The 14,074-nt window shown below is 67.4% G+C and carries 13 protein-coding genes and 1 pseudogene; 6 read left to right on the top strand and 8 right to left on the bottom strand.

Annotated features, from left to right (window positions below; genetic code table 11):
* The first annotated feature begins 189 nt into the window (after window positions 1–189).
* Window positions 190–1,620: a GGDEF domain-containing protein gene (locus U4Y88_RS28850; RefSeq protein ID WP_321787967.1), complete on the top strand. Its 1,431-nt coding sequence runs from the start codon at window positions 190–192 to the stop codon at window positions 1,618–1,620.
* Between the two features lie 141 nt (window positions 1,621–1,761).
* On the top strand, window positions 1,762–3,309 hold the full coding sequence (locus U4Y88_RS28845; protein ID WP_321787965.1) for an alkaline phosphatase family protein: 1,548 nt from the start codon (window positions 1,762–1,764) through the stop codon (window positions 3,307–3,309).
* A 92-nt stretch (window positions 3,310–3,401) separates the two neighbouring features.
* On the opposite strand, the gene U4Y88_RS28840 is transcribed toward U4Y88_RS28845, so the two are convergent.
* The 4 genes from U4Y88_RS28840 to U4Y88_RS28825 form a co-directional block, all read right to left on the bottom strand.
* On the bottom strand, window positions 3,402–4,064 hold the full coding sequence (locus U4Y88_RS28840) for a septal ring lytic transglycosylase RlpA family protein (RefSeq protein ID WP_321787963.1): 663 nt from the start codon (window positions 4,062–4,064) through the stop codon (window positions 3,402–3,404).
* A 92-nt stretch (window positions 4,065–4,156) separates the two neighbouring features.
* Window positions 4,157–4,942, bottom strand: a complete 786-nt coding sequence (locus U4Y88_RS28835; RefSeq protein ID WP_321787961.1) for a peptidoglycan DD-metalloendopeptidase family protein — start codon at window positions 4,940–4,942, stop codon at window positions 4,157–4,159.
* Window positions 4,943–5,095: 153 nt separating this feature from the next.
* The gene (locus tag U4Y88_RS28830; protein ID WP_224012677.1) at window positions 5,096–5,296 is read right to left on the bottom strand and encodes a hypothetical protein; all 201 of its coding nucleotides are present in this window, start codon (window positions 5,294–5,296) and stop codon (window positions 5,096–5,098) included.
* 202 nt (window positions 5,297–5,498) lie between these two features.
* Window positions 5,499–6,020, bottom strand: a complete 522-nt coding sequence (locus U4Y88_RS28825; protein ID WP_321787960.1) for a flavodoxin family protein — start codon at window positions 6,018–6,020, stop codon at window positions 5,499–5,501.
* 125 nt (window positions 6,021–6,145) lie between these two features.
* On the opposite strand from U4Y88_RS28825, the gene U4Y88_RS28820 reads away from it, so the two are divergent.
* From U4Y88_RS28820 to U4Y88_RS28810, 3 genes are all read left to right on the top strand, one after another.
* Entirely contained in the window at window positions 6,146–6,667 is a 522-nt protein-coding gene (locus U4Y88_RS28820) for a DUF1697 domain-containing protein (RefSeq protein WP_321787958.1), read from the top strand.
* A 96-nt stretch (window positions 6,668–6,763) separates the two neighbouring features.
* A complete protein-coding gene (locus U4Y88_RS28815; RefSeq protein WP_321787956.1) occupies window positions 6,764–7,429 on the top strand; it encodes a DUF2278 family protein in 666 nt (221 codons plus the stop codon).
* Between the two features lie 164 nt (window positions 7,430–7,593).
* Window positions 7,594–8,103, top strand: a complete 510-nt coding sequence (locus tag U4Y88_RS28810) for a molybdopterin-dependent oxidoreductase (protein WP_224012681.1) — start codon at window positions 7,594–7,596, stop codon at window positions 8,101–8,103.
* A 78-nt stretch (window positions 8,104–8,181) separates the two neighbouring features.
* On the opposite strand, the gene U4Y88_RS28805 is transcribed toward U4Y88_RS28810, so the two are convergent.
* The 4 genes and pseudogenes from U4Y88_RS28805 to U4Y88_RS28790 all read right to left on the bottom strand — a co-directional run bounded on the left by U4Y88_RS28805 (window position 8,182) and on the right by U4Y88_RS28790 (window position 12,627).
* Window positions 8,182–8,907, bottom strand: coding sequence for a copper homeostasis protein CutC (locus tag U4Y88_RS28805; RefSeq protein WP_321787953.1), 726 nt, complete (start codon window positions 8,905–8,907; stop codon window positions 8,182–8,184).
* 86 nt (window positions 8,908–8,993) lie between these two features.
* On the bottom strand, window positions 8,994–9,968 hold the full coding sequence (locus U4Y88_RS28800) for an ROK family protein (RefSeq protein WP_321787951.1): 975 nt from the start codon (window positions 9,966–9,968) through the stop codon (window positions 8,994–8,996).
* A 249-nt stretch (window positions 9,969–10,217) separates the two neighbouring features.
* Window positions 10,218–11,357 (bottom strand): annotated as a pseudogene (locus U4Y88_RS28795) (cysteine desulfurase family protein); the annotation flags it as partial.
* Between the two features lie 178 nt (window positions 11,358–11,535).
* Window positions 11,536–12,627, bottom strand: a complete 1,092-nt coding sequence (locus U4Y88_RS28790) for an FUSC family protein (RefSeq protein ID WP_310633043.1) — start codon at window positions 12,625–12,627, stop codon at window positions 11,536–11,538.
* A 427-nt stretch (window positions 12,628–13,054) separates the two neighbouring features.
* Between U4Y88_RS28790 and U4Y88_RS28785 the strand changes: the two genes are divergently transcribed.
* Window positions 13,055–14,065: a glycosyltransferase family 2 protein gene (locus U4Y88_RS28785; RefSeq protein WP_224012686.1), complete on the top strand. Its 1,011-nt coding sequence runs from the start codon at window positions 13,055–13,057 to the stop codon at window positions 14,063–14,065.
* The last annotated feature ends 9 nt before the right edge of the window (window positions 14,066–14,074 follow it).

Below are 14,074 nucleotides of genomic sequence, written 5' to 3'. Positions count from 1 at the left end.
CCCGGCCTCGCGCGTGGCGGCGGCTGCACCTTGCACGCGCTTTTCGGCGCACAATAGGCGACGCGGCCAAGGCCGTGCGGGGGAATGGCAAGACTCGAATTCATGCGGACGGCATGCACGCGATGGGCGGCTTCGGCGCCCGCGCGAGGCCGTCGTCATCGACGCTCAATCCAACATCGGCCACACGCTATGGACGGCTTGCTGATCGGACCGGCAACACGCAGACAGGCAATCGCCGCAGGCCTTTGCGCACTCGCGATCCTGCTCACGCTCGCCCTCGCCGCGCCCCGCGCACGTGACGCGCTGCCGCCCGTCGCGCCCTTCATGCCGATGTGCGCGCTCACGGTCTTCACCACTTCGGGCATCGCCGCGTTTCTGCTCGGCGGACGTTTTGCGGCCACGCGCCTGCCGATGCTCGGCGCGCTCGGCGGCGCCTATGCGTTCACGGCCATCGCCGTCGCGCTCCAGCTCCTGATGTTTCCTGGCGTGTTCACGCGCACCGGCCTGCTCGGCGCGGGTCCGCACAGCGCCGCGTGGATGTGGGTGTTCTGGCACGCCGGATTTCCCGCGTTCGTGATCGTCGCGGAAATCGTGCGTAGCCGGGCTCAGGCCGTGGAATCGTCGATGGCGGCGGCGTCGACTTACAACGGCCCGCGCGGCTGGCTGCTGATCGCCGGTCCCGCCGCGCTCGCGGCGCTGCTCGGCGGGCTCGTGATCGCCGTCGATTTCGCGCAGCCCTGGCCCGCACCGCATGCCGCCGAACCGGGCGCGCCGCTCGCGGTGCATGGCGTGGGCATCGGCATCGGCTTGATGAATCTGGCGGCTATCGCCGTCGTGCTGCTCAAGGGACGGCTGCGGCTCGTGCTCGATCTGTGGATCGTCGTGGCGCTGCTGGCTTCGTTCGTCGACGTCGCGCTCAACACGCTGAGCGTCGAGCGCTTCACGCTCGGCTGGTACGTCGCGCGCGTGTTCAGCATGTTCGCGCCGGGCGTGCTCGTGTGCGTGCTCGTGTGGGAAGTGACCGCGCTGTACCGGCGGCTCGCGGAGGAGCACGCGTCGCTCGTGCACAGCTCCGCGCACGATGCGCTCACGCGCGTCTACAACCGCAGCTATTTCGACGAGCAGTTCCGCCGCGCGGTCGAGCAGGCGGCACGCGCGGGCCAGCCGCTTTCGCTCGTGATGATCGACGTCGATCACTTCAAGCAGTACAACGACGCCTACGGCCATCTGCACGGCGACGCCTGTCTCGGCGCGGTGGCGGGCGCGCTCGCGGACACGCTGCGTCGGCCCGGCGATTTCGTCGCGCGCTACGGCGGCGAGGAATTCGCGCTGGTGCTGCCCGACACGAACGCCGACGAAGCCGGCGCGCTCGCCGAACGGGCGCGCGCGGCGGTGGCGCGGCTGGCGATCGCCGCGCCGCGCGCGGGCGGCCACGTGACGGTGAGCGCGGGCTGCGCGACGAGCGCGCCCGTTCATCTGCAATCCCACGCGAACGGACAGGCCAAAGCCAGCACGAACGCCAGCGCCCTCGCGCTGATCGAAGCCGCCGACGCCGCGCTCTACGCGGCCAAGCGGGCCGGACGCAACCGCATCGCGCGCGCGGACGCGAGCCTCGCCTGAAGCTGTTCCGGTGACGATCGCGATGCCCGCCTGCCCTCGTGTATTCACGGCGCATGATGCGGTTTCATGCGCCGCACCGTCCGCGTGGCGCGCGCTGCAAGCCGTGCTACGCTGAGCCCCTTCCCCCACCGGGAGACCTCCATGGCCGACATCGCGCACGTGTTCGTCCTGATGATGGAGAACCGTTCCTTCGATCACGTCTTCGGGCTCGCGGGCCTCGAAGGCATCGCGCCGCCGCCCGCTTCCTGGGGCTTCGCCGATGGCGCCGCCGACCGCCTCTCGACCGACCCGCCGCACGAATTCGACGACGTCGCCGCGCAGATCGCCGGCACGCCGCCGATGAGCGGCTTCGCGAGCGGACCGAACGCGGCCATCGCGATGCACGGCTTCGGCGCGGGCGCGCTGCCGGTCGTCGATCAGCTCGCGCGCGAGTTCGTGCTGTTCGACAACTGGTTTTCGTCGATGCCGGGACCGACCTGGCCGAACCGCTTCTTCGCGCACGCGGCGTCGTCGGGCGGCCTCGCCAACAGTCCGGGCGGGCTAACGAGCGCGGCCTCGGAAACCATCGACAGTCTGGGCTTTTCGTTCCAGAACGGCACGCTGTTCGACCGCCTCACGGCGCACGGCAAGCGCTGGCGCGTCTATCACGCCGACGCCTTCCCGCAGGTGCTCGCCATCAAGGGCCTCGTGGGCGGCTTCTTTCACGGCGACACGTTCCGCACGATCCGTCCCGGCAGCACCGACGACGCCTTCCAGCAAGACCTCAACGACAGCGGCGGCTACGACATCGACTACACCTTCATCGAGCCGAGCTACGGACTCCTGAGCGCCAATTTCGCCGATGGCAATTCGCAGCATCCAGTCGGGTCGATGTCCTCGGGCGAGCGCTTCATCCAGTACGTGTACGAGACGATTCGCAACGCGCCGGCCATCTGGCCGCACAGCGTGCTGCTGGTGACGTGGGACGAGCATGGCGGCTTTTTCGATCACGTGCCGCCGCCCGCCGCCACGCCGCCCGGCGACGCCGATCTGAACAGCCAGCGCGCCGCCGTGCCGCGCACCTTCGCTTTCGACCGGCTCGGCGTGCGCGTGCCCGCGCTGCTGATCTCGCCATGGGCGCCGCGCGGCGGCACCGGCAGCGCGCTCTTTCCCGGCGCGGCGGGTGCAGCGGGTGCAGCGGGCGCGGCGCAGGCAACGGCGTTCGATCATGCGTCGATCGTGCATTCGGTGCGCGAGTTGTTCGGTCTTGGCGCGCCGTTGACGCAGCGCGATGCGGCCACGCCGTCGTGGACCGGCGCGCTGCTCGCCGCGCCGAGAGCGGATGGCGACGATGGACCCGCGCGATTGACTGCACCGGCGATCTCCGCCGCGCCTGCCGCGCCGCCCGCAGCGGCCGCGCTCGCGCAGCATGCGCCGCTCGCGGGCGTGGCCACGCCCACTTCGACGCAGGTGAACGGCTTCGCGTCGATCGCGCATGCGCTCGATCTGCAAATGGCCCAGGAGCAGAGCACCGCGCCCGCGATCGCAGATCCGTCCTTGTTCGGCGCGCGTCTGCGCGGACAGGCGCCGGGCGCGGCGACGCCCAAGGCCGCGACCCCCGGTCATCCGACTGCGCAGGCGGTGGCTGATTACGTCGCGTATATCGCGAAGCAGACCGAGGCGCATCGGCGGCGGCGCGGACGCCGGTGACACGCGCGCGTTTGAAACGCAGCGCTTGAGGATTTCGCCGATCGAACCGCCGTGCTTGAGCCGCTTTATCCGCTTTATCCGCTCTAGCCGCTTCAGCGCGCGCGATACGCCTTCGGCGGCGGCGTGGGCTTCGCGCGGCGCACGGGGCGTTTGGCGCGCCGCGTGCCCTGGAGCGCCGACGCCTGTCGCGCCGCCACCGGTTCGATGCGCACGCGCGCCGATCCCGCGCTCGAATACCCCAGCACGCGCGCCGCGCCGAACGACAGATCGATCACGCGTCCGCGCGCATACGGCCCGCGATCGTTGATGCGCACGATCACCGAACGCCCCGTCGCGGGCAGCGTCACGCGCGCGAACGAACCGAACGGCAGCGTGCGATGCGCCGCCGTCAACGCATACATATCGAAACGCTCGCCGTTCGCGGTGCGATGGCCGTGGAATTCGCGTCCGTACCAGGACGCGATGCCGGTCTGGAGGCGGCGATGCGCTCGCAGCGCGTGCTGGCTCGACGACACGCGGCGCGGCGTGACACGATGCGCGTCACGCTTGCCCGCCTGCGACTTCGCTTCATGTGCATCGTGTGCATCGTGCTTGAGCGGTTCGACGCTCACGGGCTTGCGCGCGTGCGCGGTGCCCATCAACGCGAAAAGCAGCGGCACGAGCGCGACGCGCAGCCTTCGTGTGTGACGCCGCGTCGTGCGTCGCGTCGAGCACGAGGCGTGCCCCGACGCCTGCGCGTGTGGTTTGTTTTTCAAATTGTCCCCGATGATTCGAATGTTCTTCCGCCCGCATCGGCCCGGCGTATGGATGTGCGGGCGCGCATGCAAACGTGCAGACGTGCGGGCGTTCAGGGCGACGCGAGCGGCCCCGAACCGGCGGGCAGATGCGCGAGCGGATCGACCGGCTTGCCCGCTTCGCGCATCTCGAACTGGAGCACCGCGTGGCCGTCGGCGCGCGCGCCCATTTCGGCGATCGACGCGCCCTGTTTCACCGTGTCGCCTTCCGCGACGAGCAGGCGCCGGTTGTTGCCGTAAGCGGTCACATACCCCTCGTCATGCTTGACGATGACCATCAGCCCGTAAGCCTTGATGCCGTCGCCCGCATAGACCACGCGCCCCGGCGCGGCGGCGCGCACAGGCGTACCGGCGCGGCCCGAGATCTCGATGCCGCGCGCGCCGTCGACGCCGAATTCGCGCACGATCACGCCGCTGACGGGCCACACGAAGCGGCTCGACGCGCTCGCCTGCGACGCCGCGCCCCCAGCGCCCGCCGCCGGTGCCGACGCCTGCATCGACGCCGCGCCGTCATGCCACGAGCGCCAGTCCGGCGGCCCGAGGCGCAGCACCTGGCCGGCGCGCAGTGGCGCGGTTTCCGCGATGCTGTTCCATTGCGCGACTTCGCGCGCGCTGCGGCCGAAGGCAAACGCCACGCTCTGCAAGCTGTCGTTGGGCTTCACGCAGTAGTAGCCCGCCATCACGCTGTGACACGGACCGGTATCGGTCACGCCTTCGATGGCGCTATCGATCGCGCAGCCGGACATCGACGCGGCCACGGCAAGCGAGGCCGCCCAAACCGCGCCACGTCCCAGCGATTCATGGAACGACCCGATGCATGAATCCAGGCACGATTTCATTGATTCGTCATCCTATGTTTATCGGCAAGACAATCGACACGCGGGTTCGGCGACGGCCACGGTGCGGGGTGTCAAATGCCGAGCGGCGCAAGTCCCGGTGGGGAGCCTGCGCCGCTGTGGAATGCGCCGCTTCAAGCGGCCATCACGGAGGCGTTAGTGCTTGAATTCCGGCGCCTGGTCGATCGGCTGCGCGCGGTCGGCGGGCGACTGCATGGCGGCGTCGTGGCGAGCGTGATGCTTGCCGCTGTGCTTGTGAGCGTGCTTGTGATGATGGTGAGTCGCGGCGGACGCCGTCTGCGTGAAGGCGGCGGCGGAAACGAAAATGGCGAGGCTGGCGATCAGGATGCGCTTCATGAGGTCACTCGATAAAAACCGGGATTAAGGAACGACGGAACGTGTGCCCGTCGCTCGCATAACGCCCACCTTATCGCCCAGTTGACGCGTCGCCTTCTCGCCTGACAATCCTTTACAACAATGCGCGAAACCCGCCCATCTCTGCAAATTTCCCTTAAATTCAGGGACGTTTCGCGCGGTGCGCCGTGCGTCTGTGGTCGCCTCAAAACACGCCGAGCGCGAGGCCGGCCGCGAGCCCCTCGCCGAGTTCGGCGCAGCGCGCGAGATCGTCGGGGGCGATCGTTTTCGGCGCGAGAATGCGCTCGGTCGTCTGCGCGTGCGTGCAGACGATGAGTCCCTGCGCCACCGCTTTCAGGCGCCAGCCCGTGGCGATGCGCTCGATCTGGCGCAGCGCGTTTTGTCCGTCGCTGCCCGCGCAGATCATCGCCGCATAGGGACGCCCGTTCACGCGGTCGAGAGCCGCGTAATAGCAGCGGTCGAAGAAGTCCTTCATTAGCCCCGACATGGCCGCGAGGTTTTCGGGCGTCGCGAACAGATAGGCGTCGGCGGCCAGCACGTCGGCGGGAATGGTGGCGTCGGCGCGTTGCAGACGCACGTTCACCCCGCTCTGCGCACGCGCCGCATCCGCGGCCGCCTGCGCCATCTGCTGCGTGCCGCCGGTCATCGTGTGATAGACGATCAGCAGCGTTTTCGTGGGCGCTTGCGTGGACGCTTGCGTTGTCATTCGCGTGGAGGGTTCCATCGGCGTGTTCATGGCTCAATGCGTGCGTGTTCTCGTCCGGCGATGATACCGCGCGCGCTCATGGCTTCGGCACGCCTGCACGCGCCGCTTCGCTGTATCATCGACCGATGCCTACCACCACCTATGTCGCCCTGCTGCGCGCCGTGAACGTCGGCGGCACCGGCAAGCTCGCCATGACCGAATTGCGCGCGATGTGCGAAGCGCTCGGCTTCGCGAACGTACGCACCTATATCGCCAGCGGCAATGTCGTGTTCGACAGCAGCCTCGCGGCATCGAGCGTGAAAAAGCAACTCGAAGCGCGCCTCGATGAGTATGCGGGCAAACCGGTCGGCGTGTTGTTGCGCACGGCTGCCGAGATGGCCGCCATCGTCGCTGCGAATCCGTTCGCCGATGCGCCGCCCGAGCGCACCGTCGCGATCTTTCTCGATGGCGCGCCGCCCGCCGACCTGCCCGATACCGCGCGCGGCCAGCAGTCGGAGACGATCGTCGCGGGCAAGCGCGAAATCTACGTGCATTACCCGGATGGCATCGGCCGCTCGAAGCTCAAGATTCCCGCCGCCGCCAACGGCACCGCGCGCAATATGAACACCGTCGCCACGCTCGCGCAATGGGCCGCTGAAGCGAAATGAAAGCCCGCTGATACCTTCGCGCAGCCGCGATGCAGCACAACTGTCACGCGCCAGTCTTATGATGAAGCGCCGTGCACCCGCAGAGGCAGACAGACGATGACGCTTCCATACGGCTTCGCGAAAGGCAAGATCACGACCGCGCCGCAACTCAAGCCCACGCAGCGGCCCCACGAAGTGCAGTACCACCTGCATTTCGGGCTCGACGTCGGCGGCGCGCATTGGGACGTGGCCGTGAACGTCGGCACCACCGACGCCGACGACCTGCTCAAATACAAGCTGCTGTTCGATTTCCGCCACGCCATCCTGCAGACGCTGCAAGCCGATGCAGCGGGCGCGCAGAATCTCACGGGCCAGCATGCCTTGCCCGCGCTCGACTTCCAGCGCAGCGACTTTCTCGCCAACACCGGCACATGGCGCGACAGCGACGTGATGGACGGCACCGACGCCGTCGAACCCGTCGCCACGCTTCAGCGCCTGTTGTTGCGCGCGCAACAAGCTGGTAACGACGTGTATGTGTACGGCCGCTTCTACAGCGAAGGCAACGGCGTGCACGACGTGCATATGAATCAGGGCTCGAAAGGCGAGTTCATCCATCGCGCAGGCAACGACCGCAACGATCACAACGACATCTGGCAGGACGGCGCGCTGCTCGTCGACGTGGGCGCGCCGCAATGGGCGCTCTACGTCGCCGCGTTCGATCAGCAATATCTGCCGACCGACGACCTCGGCAATCCCACTCCGGATTCGAAGCCGATTGCCTGAGCCGGTTTCGTGAACCGGCTGCGATCCGGCCCGGTCAAGAGATAAGCGCCGCGATATGCACGGCATGTCGCGCGGATCGTTGAAGCGGCGGGGCGAGACGGCGTAATATACGCGGAATCATATCGATTCCCCGTCAGGCCGCCGCGCGGCCCGGAGCCTTCACGATGAACCTCGCGCCCCCTGCCGACCCGGCTCAATCCATCGATATCGCCGATATCGCCGGTGACAGCGTCGCGCTGACGCTGTCCGGCAGCGTGCTGCGTCCCCAGACGCTCACGCTCGATGCGCTGCGCGCGATGCCCAGCGTCACGTGCGCGCCCTTCGATCTGCGCTGCTACACCACGCAGCGTTTCATCCGCGCGGTCGAGCCGTATCGCGGCGTGCTGCTCACGGAGCTGATCCAGCACGCGGGCCTGCGCTGCGAGGCGCACGGCGACTTCAAGCGGATGATTTTTCTCGCCGTCGGCCATGACGGCTATGCGGTGCCCTTCACGTGGCACGAGCTGTTCAATTCGCCGGTGGGCGAGCAGGCCATCGTGGCCTACGAATGCGGCGGTCAGCCGCTGAGCGCGGCGGACGGCGCGCCCGTGCTGTTTTCCGGCGCGGATCGCGTGCCCGCGCCGCGCCATCTGAAGCGCCTCGCGCGCATCGAAACGCGCGTGATTGCGCTTTGAATGGGCGCTGAATATGCGTTGATCGTTCCTTGAGCGCGCTGTGATCGCGGCTTGAGCACTCGCTTCCGATCACGCGCTTCAGGCGAACGCGGCCAGCGCGTGCCGGAGGCCCAGCACCGCGCGCGCCGAGGTGCAACTCCCGCGCTCAGGAAAGAAGCCGAGTTCGACGCCCTTCTGCTCGCCGTACGCGAACGCCGCGCGGCACGACGCATGCACCTCGGTCGCGCCGCTCGCGCGCACGATGGCCGCGACGTTGAGCGCATCGACGCCGCTGCCCGGCATGATGGCGATGCGCTTCGCCGCCTGCCGCACGAGCGCGTGCAGCGCGACCATGCCATCGGCGGCCCGCGCCGCGCATCCCGACGTCAGGATGCGCTCGAAGCCCAGCGCGACCGCTTCTTCGAGCGAGCGCGCCGGATCGGGCACGAGGTCGAACACGCGATGCAGCGTCGTGCCCAGGCCGCGCGCGCGTTCGCACAAGAGCGCGAGCACGTGCACGTCGAGCTGGCGATCGGCACGCGCCGCGCCGAGCACGACGCCCGCGAGTCCGGCGGCGCGCATCGCGTCGATGTCGGCGAGCATGGCCTCCACATCGGCGGGCGACCAGGCGAACGCGCGCGCGTGCGGCCGGATCATCGCGTAGACGGGAACGGGCGCGCGCGCCGCCGCCGCGATCAGGCCGGGCGTGGGCGTCAAGCCGCCCAGATCCAGCGCCGAACACAACTCAATGCGGTCGGCGCCGCCCGCGATGGCGGCATCGAGTCCGTCCACGCTGTCCACGCAGACTTCGAGCGTAATGGGCATCGGCGATCCTTGTTCGTTGGGGTGATGGCGATGGTGACGATGGTGGCGATGGTGACGATCGTCGCGCAAGCGGCGACGGTGGCGCGCTACGAAAGCGCCTGACGCGCGATCAGCGCCGCGCCGATCAGCCCGCCATCGGCGCTGAAACGGCCCGGCACCACAAGCGGCCCGGCACGCCGATGCAGCACGCGCGCGCGCACGGCGTGGTCGAGCCGCGCGATCAGCGCGGGCGCCGATGCGAGCCCGCCGCCCACGGTCACGATCGACGCGCCCGTGACGTTGACCGCTGCCGCCAGCGGGTCGGCGACCAGTTCGAGCCAGACGCCGATCGTCCGCATCGCGGCGCGCTCGCCGCGCGACCAGGCGTCGAGGATCGCATGGCTGTCGGGCGCGGCCAAATCCGGGTGCAAAAACTGATGCAGCCGCTCGATGCCGCGCGCGCCGCCGATCGTATCGACGCAACCGCGCTGGCCGCAGCCGCACGCGAAGCGCGGCACATAGAGCGGTTCCGGCTCGCCTTCGGGCTGGCATTGCGTGTTGACGATCGGACCGTGACCCCACTCGCCCGTCACGCCACCCGCGCCACGTATCGACTGGCCGTTCGCGACGAGCCCGCCGCCCACGCCGGTGCCGAGCACGATGGAGAACACCACGCGATGACCGGCGCCCGCGCCCGCCACGGCTTCGGCGAGCGCGAGGCAGTCGCCGTCGTTGGCGGCGAATACCGGACGGCCGAGCCGCGCGCCGAGTTCGCTCGCGAGCGGGCGGCCCGTGATGCAGGGGATATTCGCGGAAAGTGCGGTGCCGTCGGCGGGATCGACGAGGCCCGCGATGGAGAGCGCGAGCGGCGCGGGATCGATATCGTCGAGTGCATGCGCTGCGAGCATCGCGCTCAACGTATCGGCGAAATCCGCCCAGTCGCTTGCGGGCGTGGGCTGCTTCGCGAGCACGACGAGTTCGCCCGCGCGCGTGCAGGCCGCGAGGCGGATGAACGAGCCGCCGATATCGGCGCTATAGAGGGAGCGCGCGCCCGCGAGCGCGGGCAAGGCGTGGTCCGGCATGAGGGCCTCTCGCAGCGCCGCCCGCGCGGTGTGCGCACGCCGCGCCGGGCGGTCCCGGCCGGCGCCGGGGAGCGGCGGCCCTCACACTTTACGCGGCGCGGCGGGCTGGAAGCAAATGCATCGGCAGAAGCGACGCACAAGCGACTCAGAAGCAAGCCACAAGCGAAGCACGCAATGCCAGCGTTCGAGGCGACGCCTGCGCGCCGCCCATGCTCAGTCCGCCGTCGAAAGCTCGCGGCGTTGCACAGGCTGGCATTGCGCCACGACCTGGGCGAGACGGGCGATGGCGTGATCGACATCGGCCTGCGTGGTGTAGCGGCCGATGCTGAAGCGCAGCGTGCGGCTCGCGGCGTCGGCGTCGAGGCCGATCGCGCTCAGCACGTGCGAGGGCGCGCCCGACGCCGAGTTGCACGCCGACGTGGACGACACTGCCACATCGGCGGCCAGCATGAACGGGAAAAAGCCCGCGTGGCCGATCGTGAGGCTCAGCGTGTGCGGAATGCGGCGCGCGGCGCGCGCGTTCTGCGTGACGCCGTCAAGACGCAGCGCGCCGTCGCGCAGACGCTCGCTCAGTTGCGCGATGCGCTGCGTGTCGGCCTGCATCTGCTCGGCGGCCATCGCGCACGCCGTGCCCATGCCCACGATCTGATGCGTCGCGAGCGTGCCCGAGCGCAGTCCGCGCTCGTGGCCGCCGCCGTGCATCTGCGCCGCGATGCGCGCGGCGGCTTCGCGGCGCACGTACAGCGCGCCAATGCCCTTCGGCCCGTACACCTTGTGCGCCGACATCGACAGCAGATCGATGCCGAGCGCGTTCACGTCGATCGGCGTCTTGCCGAGCGCCTGCGCGGCGTCGACGTGCAGCAGCGCGCCGGCCGCGTGCACGATCGGCGCGATGGCGGCGATGTCGGTCAGCGTGCCGATCTCGTTGTTCACGAGCATCAGCGAAACCAGTCCGGTGTCCTCGCGCAGCGCCGCCTGCACAGCGGCGGGCGTGATATCGCCGTGCGCGTCGGGACGCACGAAACTGGCCGTCATGCCGCGATGTTCGAGGTTCGCGACGGTGTCGAGAATCGCCTTGTGTTCGAGGCAGCTCGTGATCAGATGACGGCGTTCGGCGGCGTTATCCGCGTAGCCCTTCAAGGCGAGATTGTTCGATTCGGTCGCGCCCGAGGTCCAGACGATCTCGTCGGCGTGCGCGCCGATCAGCGCGGCCACCTGGGCGCGCGCGGCTTCGACGAGCGAGCGCGCCTGCATGCCGGCCGCGTGCGAACTCGATGCCGGGTTGCCGAACGCGCCTTCCATGCCGAGGCATTCGCCCATGGCGGCAATCACGCGCGGGTCGGCCGGAGTGGTCGCCGCGTAGTCGAAATAGTGCAGTTTTTCAGCCATTCTCGTGGTACTGGGAAGTGAGATTTCGATACTCGAATGGCCATCCATGCTACGCGGCAGCAACGAGAAAATGATTCCAAATCACTCGCCGATTTCGGGCAAACGCAGAATTATTTTTTCTTTCGTGCCAGATCGAAAGCGGCGAATGCCGCTTTCAAACCCTTAAAGCGTGAAATCCTTATACCGGCGCTTCGCCCAGATGCTCGGTGTGCATGTCGCTCAAGCGGCACAGCAAAATGCCGTAGCCCGTGAGGTGCCCGAGATACACGCTGGTATAGACGCCCGCCGCGGGCAGCGCCTCGAACAGCGTCTGCAACGCGGCCAGCCGAAGCGGTTTGGCGTCGAGACCGGGCCGCTCCACACGCAGGTCGGCGACATCGGCCAATTGCCGGTGCGCGGCCACGAGCAAACCGAGCCCGCGCAGATACTCCGTTTTCCAGTGCGCGTCGAGCGCTTCGAATTGCGCGTGGAAGGTGTCGAACGTTTCGAGAAAGTTCACCACCGAATCGAATAGCTCGTGATAGCACCAGAAAAGCGGCAGGCGCGTGCGATTGCGCTCCAGATGCGGCGAAACCCACGACTGCGCGATATCGGCCTTCAACAGATCGTGCGCCTCTTTCAGATTGCTGCTCGATTTGCGCAGCGCCGCCGTGAGCGACTTCAATTGCTTGCGGTCCAGTTTTTCTTCGGCGATTTCCGCGAGCAATGCAGTCGCCTGTTCATTGCCGCTATTCACGAGCGTATTCGCCCAATAACCATGATCGGGCGGAAAGACAATCTGCTGAATCACGAAACCGAGCAGCATGCCGAGCACCACGCCGATCAAGCGTTGCTCCAGCAGCGGAATATGTTCGCCGGTGTAGAGCACGAGCGTCATCGGCACGGTGATGCTCGTCATCTGGAACACGGAAGGCCGCACGCTCACGATCGCGAAGATCACGATCGGCAGCAGCAGCACGCCGAGCCATAAATGCGGTGCGGTGAGCCAGATCAGCAGCGTGCCGATCGGCATCGCCACGAGATTCGAGGTCACGCGCTTATAGAAATAGCCACGCGCGGCGGAAATCGAACTGCCGAGCGCGAGTGTGAGCATGGTCGAGCCCGCGAGCGCAACAGCCGCGTCGGGATAACCAAAGTGATAGGGAATCGCAAAGCCGATCCACAAGCCGAGCGTGAGCTTCGTGTACTTCGCCATTTCCGAGAGCGAAAAGCGCGCGAACGAGCGGCGAAACGGCGTTAAAGGTTTGTGGACGTATTGGGATGGCGTCATGGGCGTTGGTCAATTCAAGCGGATTCAAGCGAATTCAGGCGAATCCGGGCGGGCGATCCCGCGCGCGAAACACTCGCGTGCCACCAGGCGTCGCCCCCGATCAGGATGCTAATCGAGCCAGCGCAATTTCTGGCGCTTCTTTCATGCGCCCAATTCTGCTTTCGCTTACACCGCGCGACACACCGTTATCGATCAGTCAGCGCACCGCAAGCTTCGCTTTGCACTGCAACATGCGCTTTTCTTTTCGAATCATCCGACAAATAGCGCGCAACGCCCGCCAGATCAGCGTTTTCCCGAATTCGCCAAGCTTGCGAATTATTTTCAATTTCTTTCGAGTTTTGTTCCCTTACCGTCTTGCAAGTTGTTTGGCGTTCGCTCTGCGAACCTCACCGTATTCACTGAATTAACTGAGCAATGGGGTAGGCCCATGACGATAAAAAACAAGGTCTCGATTTGTCTGCCCACGTGCAATCGTCCCGATCTGTTGATTCGCTGCATTGAGTCGTGTTTGCAGCAAACACATACCCACATCGAAATCGTGATCGGCGACGATTCGCAGGACGACCGTACGGCGACGTTGATCGCCACGCGTTACGGTCACGATGCGCGCGTTGCGTATCGACGCAATGTGCCCTCGCTCGGCCAGGCGCGCAATGTCGCGAGCCTGTTCGCGCGCGCCACCGGCGACAAGATCCTGCTGATTCACGACGACGATTTTCTGGTCGCGGACGGCATCGAAAAACTGCTGGCGCAATGGACGCGCTACCCGGATCTGCAAGTCGCGTTCGGCAATCAATACGAAGCCGATCATCGCGGCCGCATCGATCACGCGGGCAGCCGGCGGCTCAATCTCGCGTTTCATCGCACGCCCGCGGCGGCCGGTTTGCAGGCGCTGCCCGGACGCGCGGGCATCGTGCAGATGTTCCCGAATAACGGCTGGCTCGCCGACGCCGCGCTCGTCAAGCAGATCGGCTATGGCGGTCACGACGAAGTGTGCTGCGACTTCGTGTTTGGCACGCTGCTGTGTCTCGCGGCGCGCAAGGTCTGTTATGTCGATGAATACGTGTCCATCTATTGCAAGACCGACGTGTCGGTTTCACAGGCCACGCGTCATACGCCGAGCGCCGCCTCGCTCGCGGCCTGGCGTTTCGTGCAGGCGCTGGCCTTGCCGCCCTCGCTCGAACCCGCGCGCCGGCTCGCGCTGCGGCGACTCGTGCCGATCGTCGTGTCGCTGCATTTTCGCAATCGCGAAGCGCGCGTCGGCCTGACGCTCGCGCTGCGCAATCTGCGCGCGTATCGCTTCGGCTTGAGCCCGCGCCTCTACTATCACCTGCTGATGATCTGGCGCGGCGCGCGGCGCGTGAATCAAGCGTTACCGACGCTGGATTTCGACGCGGCCGAACAGCCGGTCGACATCACGCGCACGCGACTTCCTTAGGATGCCGAT

The organism is Paraburkholderia sp. J94, assembly GCF_905220285.1.
GTDB classification, from domain to species: domain Bacteria; phylum Pseudomonadota; class Gammaproteobacteria; order Burkholderiales; family Burkholderiaceae; genus Paraburkholderia; species Paraburkholderia tropica_A.
Note: the sequence above shows the minus strand (reverse complement) of the source record. Positions and strands in the feature narration are given on the sequence as shown.